Origin of the sequence: Brenneria roseae subsp. americana (assembly GCF_003115815.1) — a bacterium.
In the GTDB taxonomy this organism is placed as follows: domain Bacteria; phylum Pseudomonadota; class Gammaproteobacteria; order Enterobacterales; family Enterobacteriaceae; genus Brenneria; species Brenneria roseae.
The window spans coordinates 214,213-229,760 of the sequence record NZ_QDKJ01000002.1; the positions used below are offsets into that span (position 1 = coordinate 214,213).

General features: G+C 50.2%; 16 protein-coding genes. 10 read left to right on the forward strand and 6 right to left on the reverse strand.

Going from position 1 to position 15,548, the window contains the following annotated elements:
• Positions 1 to 101 precede the first annotated feature (101 nt).
• From ribH to pgpA, 4 genes are all read left to right on the forward strand, one after another.
• Positions 102 to 578, forward strand: coding sequence for a 6,7-dimethyl-8-ribityllumazine synthase (gene ribH / locus B4923_RS02915; protein ID WP_109052863.1), 477 nt, complete (start codon positions 102 to 104; stop codon positions 576 to 578).
• A 27-nt stretch (positions 579 to 605) separates the two neighbouring features.
• Positions 606 to 1,025, forward strand: coding sequence for a transcription antitermination factor NusB (nusB, locus tag B4923_RS02920; protein ID WP_109052864.1), 420 nt, complete (start codon positions 606 to 608; stop codon positions 1,023 to 1,025).
• Positions 1,026 to 1,303: 278 nt separating this feature from the next.
• Positions 1,304 to 2,293 (forward strand): thiamine-phosphate kinase, encoded by a 990-nt coding sequence (gene thiL, locus B4923_RS02925; RefSeq protein WP_109052865.1) that lies wholly within the window; start codon positions 1,304 to 1,306, stop codon positions 2,291 to 2,293.
• The gene (gene pgpA / locus B4923_RS02930; RefSeq protein ID WP_109052866.1) at positions 2,274 to 2,786 is read left to right on the forward strand and encodes a phosphatidylglycerophosphatase A; all 513 of its coding nucleotides are present in this window, start codon (positions 2,274 to 2,276) and stop codon (positions 2,784 to 2,786) included. Before thiL ends, pgpA begins: the two co-directional genes overlap by 20 nt.
• Before the next feature lie 82 nt (positions 2,787 to 2,868).
• On the opposite strand, the gene B4923_RS02935 is transcribed toward pgpA, so the two are convergent.
• From B4923_RS02935 to xseB, 5 genes are all read right to left on the reverse strand, one after another.
• The gene (locus B4923_RS02935) at positions 2,869 to 3,780 is read right to left on the reverse strand and encodes a type III effector (RefSeq protein WP_109052867.1); all 912 of its coding nucleotides are present in this window, start codon (positions 3,778 to 3,780) and stop codon (positions 2,869 to 2,871) included.
• Between the two features lie 68 nt (positions 3,781 to 3,848).
• Positions 3,849 to 4,283 (reverse strand): CesT family type III secretion system chaperone, encoded by a 435-nt coding sequence (locus B4923_RS02940; RefSeq protein ID WP_109052868.1) that lies wholly within the window; start codon positions 4,281 to 4,283, stop codon positions 3,849 to 3,851.
• Positions 4,284 to 4,411: 128 nt separating this feature from the next.
• The gene (dxs, locus tag B4923_RS02945) at positions 4,412 to 6,277 is read right to left on the reverse strand and encodes a 1-deoxy-D-xylulose-5-phosphate synthase (protein ID WP_109052869.1); all 1,866 of its coding nucleotides are present in this window, start codon (positions 6,275 to 6,277) and stop codon (positions 4,412 to 4,414) included.
• 157 nt (positions 6,278 to 6,434) lie between these two features.
• Positions 6,435 to 7,346: a (2E,6E)-farnesyl diphosphate synthase gene (gene ispA, locus B4923_RS02950; protein ID WP_109052870.1), complete on the reverse strand. Its 912-nt coding sequence runs from the start codon at positions 7,344 to 7,346 to the stop codon at positions 6,435 to 6,437.
• Positions 7,347 to 7,348: 2 nt separating this feature from the next.
• Positions 7,349 to 7,591, reverse strand: coding sequence for an exodeoxyribonuclease VII small subunit (gene xseB, locus B4923_RS02955; protein WP_109052871.1), 243 nt, complete (start codon positions 7,589 to 7,591; stop codon positions 7,349 to 7,351).
• A 249-nt stretch (positions 7,592 to 7,840) separates the two neighbouring features.
• On the opposite strand from xseB, the gene thiI reads away from it, so the two are divergent.
• The gene (gene thiI / locus B4923_RS02960; protein ID WP_109052872.1) at positions 7,841 to 9,289 is read left to right on the forward strand and encodes a tRNA uracil 4-sulfurtransferase ThiI; all 1,449 of its coding nucleotides are present in this window, start codon (positions 7,841 to 7,843) and stop codon (positions 9,287 to 9,289) included.
• A gap of 47 nt (positions 9,290 to 9,336) precedes the next feature.
• Here thiI and B4923_RS02965 read toward each other — a convergent pair whose 3' ends face one another.
• The gene (locus tag B4923_RS02965) at positions 9,337 to 10,200 is read right to left on the reverse strand and encodes a MurR/RpiR family transcriptional regulator (RefSeq protein WP_211313916.1); all 864 of its coding nucleotides are present in this window, start codon (positions 10,198 to 10,200) and stop codon (positions 9,337 to 9,339) included.
• A gap of 234 nt (positions 10,201 to 10,434) precedes the next feature.
• Here B4923_RS02965 and B4923_RS02970 point away from each other — a divergent pair, with 234 nt between their 5' ends.
• The 5 genes from B4923_RS02970 to B4923_RS02990 are packed head-to-tail and all read left to right on the forward strand — an operon-like array spanning position 10,435 to position 15,545.
• The gene (locus tag B4923_RS02970) at positions 10,435 to 11,487 is read left to right on the forward strand and encodes a polyamine ABC transporter substrate-binding protein (protein ID WP_109052873.1); all 1,053 of its coding nucleotides are present in this window, start codon (positions 10,435 to 10,437) and stop codon (positions 11,485 to 11,487) included.
• Between the two features lie 49 nt (positions 11,488 to 11,536).
• Complete coding sequence (locus tag B4923_RS02975) at positions 11,537 to 12,682, forward strand: ABC transporter ATP-binding protein (RefSeq protein ID WP_109052874.1); 1,146 nt, start codon at positions 11,537 to 11,539, stop codon at positions 12,680 to 12,682.
• A complete protein-coding gene (locus B4923_RS02980) occupies positions 12,675 to 13,583 on the forward strand; it encodes an ABC transporter permease (protein ID WP_109052875.1) in 909 nt (302 codons plus the stop codon). Before B4923_RS02975 ends, B4923_RS02980 begins: the two co-directional genes overlap by 8 nt.
• 8 nt (positions 13,584 to 13,591) lie before the next feature.
• The gene (locus B4923_RS02985) at positions 13,592 to 14,434 is read left to right on the forward strand and encodes an ABC transporter permease (RefSeq protein WP_109052876.1); all 843 of its coding nucleotides are present in this window, start codon (positions 13,592 to 13,594) and stop codon (positions 14,432 to 14,434) included.
• A gap of 10 nt (positions 14,435 to 14,444) precedes the next feature.
• Positions 14,445 to 15,545: a DmpA family aminopeptidase gene (locus B4923_RS02990; protein ID WP_109052877.1), complete on the forward strand. Its 1,101-nt coding sequence runs from the start codon at positions 14,445 to 14,447 to the stop codon at positions 15,543 to 15,545.
• Positions 15,546 to 15,548 lie beyond the last annotated feature (3 nt).

Consider the following 15,548-nt stretch of genomic DNA (forward strand, 5'->3'; position numbering starts at 1 on the left):
GGGCGCGATGGGGTCCGCGTCGGACAAAACCGGATACGTAACCGGAAGAATATGATAGAATCCGCCCCCCTGCGGGGTATTAAGACCAGATAAGGAAAGCTATGAACGTTATTGAAGGTATTGTCGCTACTCCTGATGCCCGCGTGGCGATTGCGATTGCACGTTTTAACCACTTTATTAATGACAGCCTGTTAGAGGGCGCGATTGATGCGTTAAAGCGTATCGGTCAGGTTAAAGACGACAATATTACCGTGGTTTGGGTGCCTGGCGCCTATGAGCTACCGTTAGCCGTTCGCGCGCTGACCAAGAGCACGGAAAACGGTGGCTACGACGCAGTGGTTGCGCTGGGAACGGTTATCCGTGGTGGAACCGCCCATTTTGAATTTGTTGCCGGCGAATGCAGTTCCGGGTTGTCCCATGTTGCCATGAGCAGTGAAATCCCCGTTGCATTCGGGGTCCTGACGACTGAAAGCATTGAGCAGGCGATCGAACGCGCTGGCACGAAAGCGGGTAATAAAGGTGCAGAAGCTGCCCTGACCGCGCTAGAAATGATTAATGTCTTGAAAGCTATCAAGTAAGCCTGATTATTAAGTAAGGGGAATTCCGTGAAACCTGCTGCTCGTCGCCGCGCCCGTGAATGTGCGGTTCAAGCGCTTTATTCCTGGCAGTTGTCTCAGAACGATATTGCCGATATTGAACTACAATTCCTGAGCGAGCAGGATGTCAAAGATGTCGACATTACCTATTTTCGTGAACTGCTGGCAGGGGTCGCCGCTCAGGCTGAGACGCTTGATCGGTTGATGGCGCCTTTCCTGTCACGTCAACTCGATGAACTGGGTCAGGTGGAAAGGGCCATTCTGCGTCTGGCGATGTTTGAACTCAGCAAACGCGACGATGTCCCTTATAAGGTGGCCATTAACGAGGCCATCGAACTGGCCAAGGTGTTTGGTGCTGAGGATAGCCATAAGTTTGTGAATGGCGTACTCGACAAAGCCGCACCGTCTGTAAGAAAAACCAAGAAATAGACCCAATAGATTTCGGGTTGCAGGACAAAACGTTATCGTTTTGAACAACGCGGCAACCGAGGGTCAAATTCGTTGGGAACGAATTTGACCAGCCGAGGGCTGGCCTCCGCTGAGAGACAGGATGTCTCTCATTAATCCGCAGGAGCTTACACCAGTAAGTGACCTGGGTGACTAAGGCCGTCAACGCATCTGTAACTTGAAAGATGAAGGGTATAAGTGAGTCAAGGCCGGATATCCGGCCTTGATCTCGTCTGAATTAAACGCTGGCTGGAAAGGTTATGGTTGAAGGTGAGTTTGACCTTATTGCCCGCTATTTCAATCGGGTCGGAAGTTCACGTCGGGATGTTGAATTAGGTATCGGTGACGATTGTGCGTTACTGACGGTGGCGGAAAAGCAATGGATGGCAGTCAGTACCGACACGTTGGTATCCGGCACGCATTTCCTTCCCGATATTAATCCTGCCGATCTGGGTTACAAATCATTGGCGGTGAATCTTAGCGATTTGGCTGCAATGGGGGCCGATCCTGCCTGGCTGTCCCTGGCCATTACTCTACCCGCAAATAACAGCGACTGGTTGTCCGCCTATAGCGATAGCCTGTTCACGTTACTCGATTACTACGGTATGCAACTCATCGGCGGCGATACGACGCGTGGTCCGCTAAGCCTGACGCTGACGATTCACGGTCTGGTTCCGGCTGGCCGGGCGTTGACCCGACGTGGAGCGCGAATTGGCGACTGGATTTATGTGACGGGCTCGTTGGGGGACAGTGCCGCCGGATTGGCGATTCTGCAGAACCGATTACACATTGCCAATAGCGAAACCAGGCAGGCGCTGCTCCAACGCCACCTGCGTCCGCAGCCAAGAATACTGCAAGGTCAGGCGTTGCGCGATCTGGCCAATTCGGCGATTGATCTTTCTGACGGTTTGATTTCCGATCTGTCGCATATCCTGAAAGCCAGTGAATGTGGGGCTCGCATCAACCTGGATGCCATTCCCCGATCGCACTGGTTGCGTGGTTGTGTTGATGAGCAACACATCGATGAAGATCAGGCATTGCGTTGGACCCTTTCAGGCGGCGAAGATTACGAACTGTGTTTTACGGTACCTGAAATTAATCGTGGGGCTTTAGATGTTGCTCTCGGACATTTAGGCGCAGACTATACGTGTATCGGGCAAATCGGGCCTTCATCAGAAGGATTGCGGTTCTTCCAGGGTGAGAAAGAGGTTGAGTTGAACTGGAAGGGATATGACCATTTTAGCGAGTAAAACTAAAAAGGCAGATACCGCCAAGAGTCGGCTACGCCTGAGTAATCCATGGCATCTGCTGGCAACCGGATTTGGTAGCGGTTTATCACCCTGGATGCCTGGCACAATGGGGTCGCTGGCGGCGATCCCATTGTGGTATCTCATGTCTTTTCTTCCGCTGGAGCTTTATTCACTGCTGGTCATGCTAAGTATCTGCATCGGCGTGTATCTGTGCCATCAGACGGCTAAAGACATGGGCATTCACGATCATGGCAGCATCGTCTGGGATGAGTTTGTCGGCATGTGGATAACGCTGATGGCGTTACCGGTGAATGAATGGCAATGGGTCGCCGCGGGTTTTGTGGTGTTTCGCTGTCTGGATATCTGGAAACCCTGGCCCATCGGCTGGTTTGATCGCAATGTGCACGGCGGTATGGGGATTATGATTGACGATATCGTAGCCGGCGTGATTGCCGCCGGGGTTCTGTATGGCGTGGGATATTATTGGCCGTGATAACCGCCGATGCCGATCGCAGCGGCGGAACGTTCAATTTCACTGCCGGTTCTGCCGTGGCGATGTTAATAAATATTCGCTATTACCATCGATAAGCGGAATTATCCCAGGCATGTTGCGCTGCACGTTGTCGGGATACGGTCGGCTGCGCGATATCGTCCATTGATTTGGCGTTGAACATATGGGTCGAATAGCGCGTGCTGGGGTCTCTGGCGACGGTTTTCTCATCGAACATATCGGCGGTAACATCGCTTTGGGAAAACCACTCCAGAAAATCCGCGCCGATTGAGGGAAGGTTTTCCTCCGCGAGATAGTGAGCGACTTCCGCAGTGGTGACGTGCCGTATGCTATTCAACGCCTGAGCGCCGGGCAAAGGATCGGCGTTGCGCGCGCGCTGGTATTCGGCCCCTGGGTAAGGATTGCGCCTGATTGTTTGATCCAGCGTGGCTGCCGAGGGATATCTGGCCCAGGGATCGACGACCACGGTGTTTCTCTCTCCCCAATTTTGATCGCGTGGATCGCCAATGAGCACGTATTTATGATCCCAATCGCTGTCGCCTACCAGCAGCACCGGCGCATTGATTCGCTTCTGAGCCAGCAGCGCATAGCTTAAATCGGACGTTTCTTCGCAGTTACCAGCCTGATAGCGGGCGGCTTGTCGTGAGTTGGGGATGGGCGCGTCCTGTGAAGATTTCTCTCTGTGCATTAACGCTCGCGCCGAGCTCTCTCCGCCGGTATAAATCATCTCCACTTTTTGATTGCCTGCGCCGTAAGGCAGCATCATTTTCACTTTACGCAGGGTTTCCTGCGCCAGTTGCAGATGCTCCATCGTGGACGAGCTTACGTTGATGCGTTTTCCTTCATAAGCGCCAGTACCCAACTCTTGTGCGCTGACTGCGTTATGTAATTTGACAACGCGCTCCTGGTTGAAATTTTCCAGCGGATTTACCGTAATGCCACCGGGAAAATATCTGTTATGTACGGTGTTAACCATGTGTCTTCCTTATTAAAATGTGTGAAAACAGACTGAGGGGGACACTCGCATCTATTACGCAACACAGATTATTTCTCGCAGACGGGTTCCATTTGCCTGGTTATCCACCTTTTCAGCTTGGATGCCGTGTCAATAAAGGCACCCACCAGGTTATAGGTTTCTGCCTGATCCAACTCGGCCAGCGTCTGGCGACATGAAAGTACAACCTGCATCTTATTGATATCAAAACCGATATTGAAAACCGGATGCCTGGTGTTCCACATGTTCATGGATAGCAGCGATAGCAGAATATGCGGGGGTATCGTAACGCCATCTGCCAATGTGACTACCGCGCTCATGATATTCAGGTAACCTTGCTGGTTGCCTAACAGCATGATCTGAAGTTCATTTTCCAACGTCATGATATAGACGCTGTGTCCACTTTCTTCCGCTTTGGCCGTATCAATTTGGTACTGCTTCATTAGTTTGGATATGACGATATGAAAACCGCGCATGCCGCTCATGCTATTCCCCCTCTTTTGATACCCTGAGTGGTGCGGCAGTATGTCTGGTTCCGTTTAGCAATGAGAAAAATCGGCAAGACGCGGAATAACGCTCTCGCATGCGTTATTCCGCGATTGGTGCGGTGGGTTCAGGCCAGCCAGGCCGCGATGCGCCGCTCAATTCCCTGAGCGTCCAGATCGAGGTCTGCGCGAATTTCCTCCTGACTACCCTGCGGGATAAAGGTATCCGGCAGGCCAAGATTGAGTACGCTGACGGCAAGGCGTTTCGCCATCAGGAACTCGTTGACGCCGCTGCCGGCACCCCCCATGATCGCGTTTTCCTCAAGGGTGACAAACGATTGATGAGATGCGGCCAGTTCCAGAATCAATGCTTCATCCAGCGGTTTGACAAACCGCATATCCACAAGGGTAGCGTTCAGTTTGTCTGCCACTTTTTGCGCTTCCGGCAACAGCGTACCGAAGTTAAGGATGGCGAGATCTTCTCCCCGCCGACGAATAATACCTTTACCAATCGGCAATTCAGCCAGTGGGGTCAGTTCCGCTCCCGTACCGTTACCGCGTGGATAACGCACGGCCGTCGGGCCTTTATGATAGTGGTAGCCGGTATGCAGCATCTGACGGCATTCGTTTTCGTCGCTGGGCGTCATGATGATCATGTTCGGGATGCAGCGTAAAAAGGAGAGGTCAAACGCGCCCTGGTGGGTTTGTCCATCCGCGCCGACAATACCGCCGCGATCGATGGCAAACATCACCGGTAAATTCTGAATGGCGACGTCATGGATGACCTGATCGTAGGCCCGCTGTAAGAAGGTGGAGTAAATAGCGACAACCGGGTTATAGCCTCCCACCGCCAGACCGGCGGCGAAAGTGACGGCGTGCTGCTCGGCTATCGCCACATCGAAGTATTGCTGTGGGTAGTCTTTTGAGAACTGAACCATGCCTGAACCTTCGCGCATGGCGGGTGTAATGGCCATCAGTTTGCTGTCTTTGGCCGCGGTTTCCTGTAGCCACTGACCGAAAATCTTGGAGTAGGTAGGCAGCGCGCCGTCTTTGCTTTTCGGTAATGTTCCGCTGGCTGGATCAAACCTGGGCACGGCATGCCAGCTAATCGGGTCCTGCTCGGCCGGCGCGTAGCCTTTGCCCTTTTTGGTCATGATATGCAGCAATTGCGGACCTTTCAGGCTACGCATGTTTTTCAGCGTATGAGCCAGCGCCTGCACGTCGTGACCGTCAACCGGGCCGATATAATTAAAACCGAGCTCTTCAAACAGGGTTCCCGGCACCACCATGCCTTTCAGGTGTTCTTCGGTGCGTTTTACCAGCTCTTTGATCGGCGGCAGGCCGGATAACACTTTTTTACCGCCTTCGCGCAGGCTGGCGTAAAGTTTGCCGGACAGCAATTGCGCCAGGTGGTTATTCAACGCCCCGACGTTTTCCGATATCGACATTTCATTGTCGTTCAGCACCACTAACAGGTCAGAACGGATATCGCCGGCATGGTTCATTGCTTCAAAGGCCATGCCGGCGGTAATGGCGCCGTCGCCAATCACGCACACGGTGCGGCGACCTTTTCCTTCACGCTCTGCGGCGACAGCCATGCCTAATCCGGCGCTGATGGACGTCGATGAGTGACCGACGCTCAATACATCGTATTCGCTCTCATTCCGCCATGGGAAAGGGTGCAGGCCGCCTTTCTGGCGGATAGTGGAGATACGATCGCGGCGTCCGGTCAGGATTTTGTGCGGGTAGGCCTGATGTCCTACATCCCATACCAGATGATCGAAAGGCGTGTTGTAGACGTAATGCAAGGCAACCGTGAGTTCAACCGTCCCTAATCCTGAGGCGAAATGACCGCTTGAACGGCTGACGCTGTCCAGCAGGTATTGACGAAGTTCATCACACAGCTTCGGCAGACTTTCTTTCGGCAGCAGGCGAAGTTCATCGGGGGTTTCCACTATCGCCAGTGTAGGGTATTTCGCTGTATCAAAACTCATTAGAGACTCATTAAGAGGTTTTTATACCTTTATTTTTCAATTTGTTGCGGTGCCGGCTTTTCCCGAGCGCCCGATTGTGTTCACCAAGCCTCAGAAGCTTCGCTTACTGGCTGCCTGACCGCATGTCGAAATCTATTGGGTATAGATTGATATTTTATTACTTATCGCGCTCGACGATGAAATTCGCCAGCGCCTGTAATGGCGCAGTATCCAGTGGTATCGGTCTGGATGCCACCAAATCATCCAGAGAAGCCAGTGACTCCTGATAGAGATCCCATGCTTTTTCGCGCGCGCGCTCCAGTCCCAGCAAACCAGGGTAGGTGCTTTTGCCCAACTGTTGATCGGCTCCCTGATGTTTGCCAAGCGTGACCGTATCACCCACCACATCCAAAATATCGTCCTGCACCTGAAATGCCAATCCAATCGCATTGGCGTAGCGATCGAGATACGGCAACGCGCGCCGGCCAGCGTCTCCCGCCGCCAGCGCGCCCAGTCTTACCGCCGCTCTGATCAATGCGCCAGTCTTGTGACGATGGATTTGCTCCAGTGCCGCCAAATCCACCTGATGCCCTTCTGCCGCCAGATCCAGCGCCTGACCGCCGCACATGCCGGCAACCCCGCTGGCCTGCGCCAGTTCGGACAGCATCGCCAACCGATCGCGATCGGAAATCCGTGGCATGGGGGCGTCAGCCAAAATAGAAAACGCCAGCGTTTGCAACGCATCACCCGCCAGGATGGCGCTGGCTTCGCCGAATTTTATGTGACAGGTTGGCTGACCGCGGCGCAGATCGTCGTTGTCCATAGCCGGCAGGTCATCATGGATTAGCGAATAGGCGTGAATACATTCTACCGCCGCGGCGGGCGCATCCAGACTTTCCAGAGAGACGCCAAACAGTTCACCCGTGGTATAGACCAGAAATGGCCGCAGCCGTTTACCCCCTAACAATGCACCATAGCCCATGGCATTAACCAGTGGACTACTCTGAAAGGGAAGGGCGGCGATATAATGGCTTAATGTACGGTTCGTACGCTGATAGTGAGCATTCAATTGCTCTGCGAAATCAACCATGGCTATTCACTATCCGGGGTAAACGGCGACAAGGTTGCATCAGGCTCGTCACTCAGCAAGATCTGTACCCGCTGCTCTGCCTGCTGCAACTTTTGCTGTCCCTGACGTGCCAACTGTATTCCGTGCTCAAACTCATTCAGCGCCTCTTCCAATGGCAACTCACCCGACTCCAGTCGGGTAACGATTTTTTCCAGCTCGTTCAGTGAGTTTTCAAAGCTGACGGGCAGCTCTGGTTTCTTGGGCATAGGTATTGAGTCCTGGTTTATACGCCGTTGCCATAGCGCAGCATAGCGTTATTTTGCGTTTAATCACCCACGGATGACCATACAATTATACGGTTAAAACGCACAGTATATCTTCATATAATGATATACTCCGCGCCCTGGATGCTATGGGTAAAATCATCCTTGTGATGCTGATTTTACCGATAACGTGATTTTAGTGCTCAGGGGTAAATTTATTTACGCCTTTCTGACCAAGTAACGACAGCCACCATGAAGTTTATCATTAAATTGTTCCCGGAAATCACCATCAAAAGCCAATCTGTGCGGTTGCGCTTTATCAAAATTCTAACCGGTAACATTCGCAACGTCTTAAAACACTATGATGAAACGCTGGCGGTTGTCCGTCACTGGGATCATATCGAAGTTCGGGCAAAAGAAGAAAGTCAGCGTGAAGCTATTCGTGATGCATTGACGCGTATTCCCGGTATCCACCACATTCTTGATGTTGAAGATCGCGCTTATACAGATGTTCACGACATTTTTGAGCAGACGCTGGCGCTGTATCGCGAACAGTTGGTCGGAAAAACGTTCTGCGTTCGCGTAAAACGTCGCGGTAAGCATGAGTTTAGCTCTCAGGACGTTGAACGCTATGTCGGCGGCGGTCTTAATCAGCATATCGAAACGGCGCGGGTGAACCTCTCCTCGCCGCAGGTTACGGTTCATCTGGAAATCGATCAGGATCGTTTACTACTGATTAATGCCCGCTATGAGGGGATCGGCGGCTTTCCGATTGGGACACAGGAAGATGTGCTGTCGCTGATTTCGGGTGGTTTTGATTCGGGCGTTTCCAGTTATATGTTGATGCGCCGCGGCTGTCGTGTGCACTACTGTTTCTTTAATCTGGGCGGCGCTGCTCATGAAATTGGCGTTAAGCAGGTCGCACACTATTTGTGGAATCGGTATGGCAGTTCACACCGGGTGCGTTTTATCGCCATTGATTTTGAGCCGGTGGTCGGTGAGATTCTGGAAAAAGTCGATGACGGTCAGATGGGCGTGGTTCTTAAACGCATGATGGTCCGCGCCGCGTCGCAGATGGCGGAACGCTATGGCGTACAGGCGCTGGTAACGGGAGAAGCGCTCGGGCAGGTTTCCAGCCAGACGCTTACCAACCTGCGTTTGATTGATAATGCGTCTGATACGTTGATTCTGCGTCCGCTGATTTCCCATGACAAAGAGCACATTATTAAGCAGGCGCGTGAGCTGGGTACGGAAGATTTCGCCAAAACGATGCCGGAATACTGCGGCGTTATTTCCAAGAGCCCAACGGTAAAAGCGGTGAAGTCGAAAATTGAAGAGGAAGAAAGCCACTTTGATTTCGCTATTCTGGATCGCGTCGTCAGCGAAGCTCGCAATATCGATATCCGTGAAATTGCCGAGCAAACCCGTCAGGAAGTCGTTGAAGTAGAAACGGTGGTGGCGTTTACGCCGACCGATGTGCTATTGGATATTCGTGCGCCGGATGAACAGGAAGACAAACCGCTGTCGTTGACGGATATTCAGGTGAAAACCCTGCCTTTCTATAAATTGAGCACGCAATTTGGCGATTTGGATCAGAGTAAAACCTATCTGCTTTATTGCGAACGTGGCGTGATGAGCCGTTTACAGGCGCTTTATCTGCGTGAGCAAGGATTCAGCAATGTGAAGGTGTATCGCCCTTAGTGACGACGGGAATCGGCCCTGTCTCGGTGATCAGGGCGGTGACTTCTTTATGAGCGATAAAGCTTCAGACATTTCACCCGATTTTCATACGCCTCCAGCCGGTGTTTGAGCTGCTCTTTATTTTTTGATGCGACACAGTGTAGCAACACATTGAGAGCGCTGGCCAAACCACCGGTTGATTCCAGAATCAACCCGGTTTTGGTCGTCATGGTCACGATGTAGGGCGTATTCATATATTTGGCAATGCCATACTCATCGGTAAACACCACCAGATCGGCGTTTTCTTTTATGCACTCATTGGCGAAAGAGACGCCAGCCTCGGCGTAAGGCGCAATGTCGATTAAAATCACACAGCAATGCTTTTCATAGCTATCAAGCCATTGACCCAGTACGCCGCTGTATAAATCTAGAAATTCAACATCAGAGCGGACGAGTGATAGCCGATTGGAGAAATCCTCAGCCATCCCGCGAATGGTCTGAAAACCGCAGATGAACACTTTCTCCGCGTTGCATACGCGCTCAACAATCTCCTGCCAGTGCTGGCTGCCAAGCTGCTCCCAGAATTTAACCAGTGCATCAATCTCTTTATTGAGGTGAATGGTTAAATCATCCGATTGTTGCTCAACCCGTGCCAGCAAAGTGGTATTCAGCAACGACTGCACCCGGACGTCATCACGCAGGTCTTCTTTTAGCCCCTGTAATCCTTTGTAACCTAAGCGGCGCAGAAATCGGCTGACGGTGTTGGGGCTGACGCCACTTTTTTGGGCAAGTGTTGCACCATTTTCAAACGCAATCCCCTCCAGATTGGCCTGAATGTATGCCCATAGCGTGCGTTCTGTCGGGGTTAACTTGCCGTCCAGATTCTCTATTCTTTCTGTAATCATGCGTTCACCCGATTGATTTGTTGACATAATAATACCGTTTTTTCTCTATTGGGTAATTAAATACCATTTCAGGGGTGCCAATGGCATAAAAATTGCAGTTTTATACTTGAAGACATAAATATGTCATAAATTACGCTGATAGCAAAGATGAAGCCTGTAACCCTATCGTGATCCTATCAGCCATTCAATCAGGCGCCTGTCTCATCAAGGATGGTTTATTCGCCGATGTATCCGGCAGACGCCACTCGACGGAGAGTCAACATGTCTATTCGCGTTGTGAAAACCGCTAAGTGCATTTGTTTATCTCTGCTGGCATCCGCCATGCTAACCAGCCTGTCAGCACAGGCCGCCGGTGAATTACGTCTGTATAACTGGGGTGATTATATTAACCCGGCGGTATTAACGGCATTTACCAAAGAAACCGGCATCAATGTGAAACTGGATACTTATGGCAATAATGAAGAGATGTTGGCTAAAATTCAGGCGGGCGCCAGTGGTTATGATATCGTTTTCCCCTCCGTTCATATGCAGGATGTCATGGCAACGCTCAATCTGCTGGAAAAAACGGATATTAATCAGGCTGCGGACTTCGGCAATATTGACCCACAGTTTTTGCGTGCCAAAACGGATCCCAGGGGGGAATATTGCCTGCCCTATGCCTGGGGCAGCGTAGGTATTTTCTATAATAAAAATAAGGTAGATAAACCCATCACCTCCTGGCGTGATTTTTTCGCCGAAGCGGAGCGGGGTAAAAAAGTGATCATGCTTGATGATATGCGTGAAACGCTCAGCGTTGGGCTTATCGTCAATAATAAATCGGTCAATACCCACAACAGCGATGATTTAAAACTGGCGGCTGATTGGCTGACGGCCAAAAAACCGCTGGTGTCAGCCTTCACCTACGAAAGTATTCCATTGGTTCAGTCCGGCGATGTTGCCGCCGCGCATTATTTTGTCGGCGCACTGATGTATGTCTCACAGGACCCCGATAATCTCGCCTATGTTATTCCTGAAGAAGGGGCGACCATGTATCAGGAAAATATGTGCGTGTTGAAAAATGCGCCAAATAAAGAGAATGCCAAAAAATTTATGGAATTCTTTCTGAAGCCGGACATTGCGGCGATGAATACCGCTCAGCAAATGAATGGTACGCCCAATCGTAAAGCGATTGATTTATTACCGGCGAGTTTAAAAAACAATCCGGCCGCCAACCCTCCTGCGGATGTCAAGGCCCGGCTACAGATATTTGAGGATCTGGGACAATATCTGCGCCAATACGATCGTGTCTGGACCCGATTCCGCAGCGCGAATTAATGATTATTTATATTCATGGATTTTTTAACTTACCCTTGCCGGAGTTATTATGAATGATAGTCATAACTTCCGTTCGGTCGTTACTCTGAATAATGCGGTTAAATACTATCGGACCCCGGAAGGGGGGAGTGTAAAAGCCCTGGATGGCATTAATTTGCAGGTGGAGGATAATGAGTTTGTCACTTTGCTAGGGCCTTCCGGCTGTGGGAAGACCACGTTGCTCCGAATTATCAGCGGCTTTGAGTCTCTGGACAGTGGCGAATTACAGGTTCTGGGAAAGAAAGCCAATGATATTCCAGCCCATCATCGACCGGTAAATACCGTATTTCAGAGTTATGCATTATTTCCGCATCTGAATATTGCCGATAACGTGGGCTACGGATTGGATGTACAGGGTGTGCTGCGCACCGAGCGCAATCGCCGGGTGGCTGAAACGCTTGAGATGGTGGGGATGCAGGGGATGGAAAAACGCAAACCCTCGCAGCTTTCGGGTGGTCAGCAGCAGCGAGTGGCGCTGGCCAGAGCGATCGTCAATCGGCCTACCTTGTTATTGTTGGACGAACCGCTCTCTGCTTTAGATCGTAATTTGCGGCAAAGTATGCAGCTTGAGCTTAAACGGCTGCAAACAGAACTGAAAATTTCTTTTATTTTTGTCACCCACGATCAGGAAGAAGCCCTGACCATGTCAGATCGCATCATTGTGCTCAATGGTGGGAAAATACAGCAAAATGGCGATCCGACCGCGGTTTATGATCAGCCCGCTAACCGTTTCGTGGCGGGTTTTATTGGGGAAAGTAATCTGATCGATGTTTGTATTACGAATATCGCACCGCATCATCTGATATTAACCAGTTCCGCCGGTGATGTGTTTACCGCCACGATGAAAGCCGGCGTAACGCATCAGCAGGGACAACGCTGGCAGTTATTATTGCGCCCACAGCACTTTCTTTTGCAAAAGCCCGGAGATGACAGCGCGCAATACGCCAGAATTGACGGTGTTGTGCAGCAAGTCATATTCATGGGTAAGGATATTGAGATTATTTTTCATTCGGAAAAAAACGAATCTCTTAAAGTATTGATTGGCAACCGTTCATTGACGACGCCGCCGTTATTCAAATCAGGCGATCCTATTACGCTCTGGTATGACATCGCTTCCTGCCACTTGCTGCCTTATCAGGAGGAAGCGCATGTCTAAATTGGCGGTCACACAGAAATTGAAGCTGATCGGGTTATTATCACCGATCACTGTGTTATTAGGCGTATTCTTCTTGATACCGCTTGCCATTATGATTATTTTCAGCCTTCTAACGCCGGGGTTGTATGGTGGTGTGGAGTGGCATTTCTATCCGGATAATTATGGCCGTATATTAGGCTGGGCTGATGGACAATTTGAAGAGTTTGAGATTCTGTATCTGGAGATCATTGTTACCTCAATCCGTATTGCGTTAACCAGCGTCATTATTTCATCGCTTATCTGCTACCCTATTGCCTTCTGGGTAAGTACAAAGTCGATAAAAGTACGTAATTTTTTATTGTTTATTATCACACTCCCTTTTTTTGCCAGTCTGGTGGTGCGCCTTTATGCGTGGGTGCTTATTCTGCGGCCAACCGGATTTCTTAATAATATTTTGCAACGTGCAGGGGTGATTGATCAACCCCTTAATCTTATCTATACGGAAATGGCGGTGTTAATTGGCATGGTTTACGTCTATATTCCTTTCATGTTCTTGCCGGTTTATGCCAGTGTGGAAAAAATTGATCGCAGTTTGATTTATGCCTCTTATGACTTAGGTGCTAATCACTGGAAAACATTCTGGCGTATTATCTTCCCGCTAACGCTGCCCGGTATTATTGCCGGTTCGGTTATGGTTTTTATTCCGGTATTAGGCAATTTTATTGTTCCCTCATTGCTTGGCGGCGCCAGAGTCATTATGGTGGGAAGTTTGATCGAACAACAATTTTTGTCTGCCCGCAACTGGCCTTTTGGTTCTGCGATTTCAATGCTGTTAATGTTAATGGTGCTATGCGTATTGATACTTAATTTTTACCTCACCCATCATCGCACGGGTACTGATTCAGTCAGTCAGATTAAATAGGGTAACGTATGAAAAAGCACTTTTTTTCTCGCTTGATTAAGTGGTCGCTGGATCTTTATGGTCTTGCCTTTTTTATTTTTCTTTATTGCCCTATTTTATTGATTGTGATTTATTCGTTTAACGCTAATCCTATTAATATGATGATCTGGCAGGGGTTCAGTTTTGACTGGTATCTGTCATTGTTTGGTTTTGACAATAAGCTGAACGATAGTGCCTTATATATCGATTCAACCAGTCAATTATTGCAGGCGCTGAAAAATAGCCTGATTGTCTCACTGAGTACCACGATAATATCAACAATAATCGGTACGATAACCGCATTAGTCCTGGCGCGGTATCGCTTTAGATTGCAAAGTTTTTATCGGCTGCTGTTATATGTTCCCATGATGATGCCGGATATCGTTCTGGGTATTGCGCTATTGATATTTTTTGTCAATGTCGGCATTCCTCTGGGGAAAATATCTATTATTATCGGCCACTGTACTTTCTTGTGCAGCTACGTCTTTCTTATTGTCAGCGCACGACTGGCGGGGATGGACGCCCGGTTGGAGGAGGCGTCGGCAGATTTGGGCGCCAATTCATGGATAACATTCAGACGAATTACGCTGCCGATGATTCTGCCCGGCGTTATCGGCGGCGCATTACTGGCCTTTATTATTTCATTGGACGATCTGGTCATTACCTATTTTATTTCTGGTGTTGATGCAACGACATTGCCGGTACAGATATACGGCATGATAAGGCGGGGAATTAAACCGGAAATCAATGTGATTGCGACGTTATTAATTCTTAGTTCTTTATTGATCGCTGCTGTCGGGCTTTATATCAGAAGTCGGCGTGTACATGATTAAAGGAAATATTATGTCAAAACCAAGGGCTCGTCAGTTGGGATTACGATTCGCCGGTCAGACGGGCATCCATAATGCCATCACCGATGTGCCGGGGGTTCTGGTTGGCTATCAGACAATAAATGGTATGAGCCATACCAAAAAACAAATTAAAACCGGGGTTACCGCGATTTTACCGCGCGGGTATCAAACTGAACCGGAGCCAGTCTGGGCGGGCTATCATTCGCTCAATGGCAATGGCGAAATGACCGGCACCCACTGGATAAAAGATGGCGGTTATTTTGTCGGCCCGGTCTGCCTGACCAATACGCATTCTACCGGCACCGTACATCAGGCCGCCGTTCGCTGGATGATTGAACAATACCATGAAACCTGGGACCGGCATCATCTCTGGGCGATGCCGGTCGTTGGCGAAACCTATGATGGTGTGATTAATGATATCAATGGGTTGCATGTGACCGTTGCTGATGCGCTGGCGGCGCTGAATGCCGCGCATGCCGGACCTCTGGCCGAAGGAAACGTTGGGGGCGGGAATGGGATGATTTGTTACGGATTTAAAGGCGGAACCGGAACATCATCACGCTGTTTTTGCATTGATGGTGAAAAATACACCTTAGGCGCATTAGTGCAGGCGAATTACGGACAGCGATCGTGGTTTAACCTTTTTGGCGTGCCGGTAGGTAAAATAATGGATGCCGAACTGCCGGAGGCGCTGACGCGAGAACGTGGCTCAATTATCGTGATACTGGCTACCGATGCGCCGATTATGCCGCATCAGTTACAGCGTCTGGCCAGACGGGCGGGGTTAGGCATCTCTCAGTCAGGGAGCCCCGGCGGGAATAATTCCGGGGATATCTTTCTGGCTTTTAGTACCGCGAACGCCGCTCCGCTACCGCAGATTTCAGAAGCTCATCAGTCCTTTCGCTATTTAAACGACGAGTGTTTCGACGAGATTTATCTGGCGGCGGTGGAGAGTACGCATGAAGCGGTTATTAATGCCATGTTGGCGGCAGAAGACAGCGCCATGCAAAAACCACAGGGGATTTGTAAGGCGATTGATCCGCAGGCGCTCTATAACCTGTTGAAAGCGGCGAATCCCTCGGCGGTTTGCTAAGGG

Coding starts and splice junctions, on each gene's coding strand:
- B4923_RS02990 (WP_109052877.1), top strand. CDS start 14,445: ATGTCAAAACCAAGGGCTCGTCAGTTGGGATTACGATTCGCCGGTCAG.
- B4923_RS02940 (WP_109052868.1), bottom strand. CDS start 4,283: ATGAGCGGCATGCGCGGTTTTCATATCGTCATATCCAAACTAATGAAG.
- B4923_RS02935 (WP_109052867.1), bottom strand. CDS start 3,780: ATGGTTAACACCGTACATAACAGATATTTTCCCGGTGGCATTACGGTA.
- B4923_RS02980 (WP_109052875.1), top strand. CDS start 12,675: ATGTCTAAATTGGCGGTCACACAGAAATTGAAGCTGATCGGGTTATTA.
- xseB (WP_109052871.1), bottom strand. CDS start 7,591: ATGCCCAAGAAACCAGAGCTGCCCGTCAGCTTTGAAAACTCACTGAAC.
- pgpA (WP_109052866.1), top strand. CDS start 2,274: ATGACCATTTTAGCGAGTAAAACTAAAAAGGCAGATACCGCCAAGAGT.
- B4923_RS02970 (WP_109052873.1), top strand. CDS start 10,435: ATGTCTATTCGCGTTGTGAAAACCGCTAAGTGCATTTGTTTATCTCTG.
- ispA (WP_109052870.1), bottom strand. CDS start 7,346: ATGGTTGATTTCGCAGAGCAATTGAATGCTCACTATCAGCGTACGAAC.
- thiI (WP_109052872.1), top strand. CDS start 7,841: ATGAAGTTTATCATTAAATTGTTCCCGGAAATCACCATCAAAAGCCAA.
- B4923_RS02985 (WP_109052876.1), top strand. CDS start 13,592: ATGAAAAAGCACTTTTTTTCTCGCTTGATTAAGTGGTCGCTGGATCTT.
- dxs (WP_109052869.1), bottom strand. CDS start 6,277: ATGAGTTTTGATACAGCGAAATACCCTACACTGGCGATAGTGGAAACC.
- ribH (WP_109052863.1), top strand. CDS start 102: ATGAACGTTATTGAAGGTATTGTCGCTACTCCTGATGCCCGCGTGGCG.
- B4923_RS02975 (WP_109052874.1), top strand. CDS start 11,537: ATGAATGATAGTCATAACTTCCGTTCGGTCGTTACTCTGAATAATGCG.
- B4923_RS02965 (WP_211313916.1), bottom strand. CDS start 10,200: ATGTCAACAAATCAATCGGGTGAACGCATGATTACAGAAAGAATAGAG.
- thiL (WP_109052865.1), top strand. CDS start 1,304: ATGGTTGAAGGTGAGTTTGACCTTATTGCCCGCTATTTCAATCGGGTC.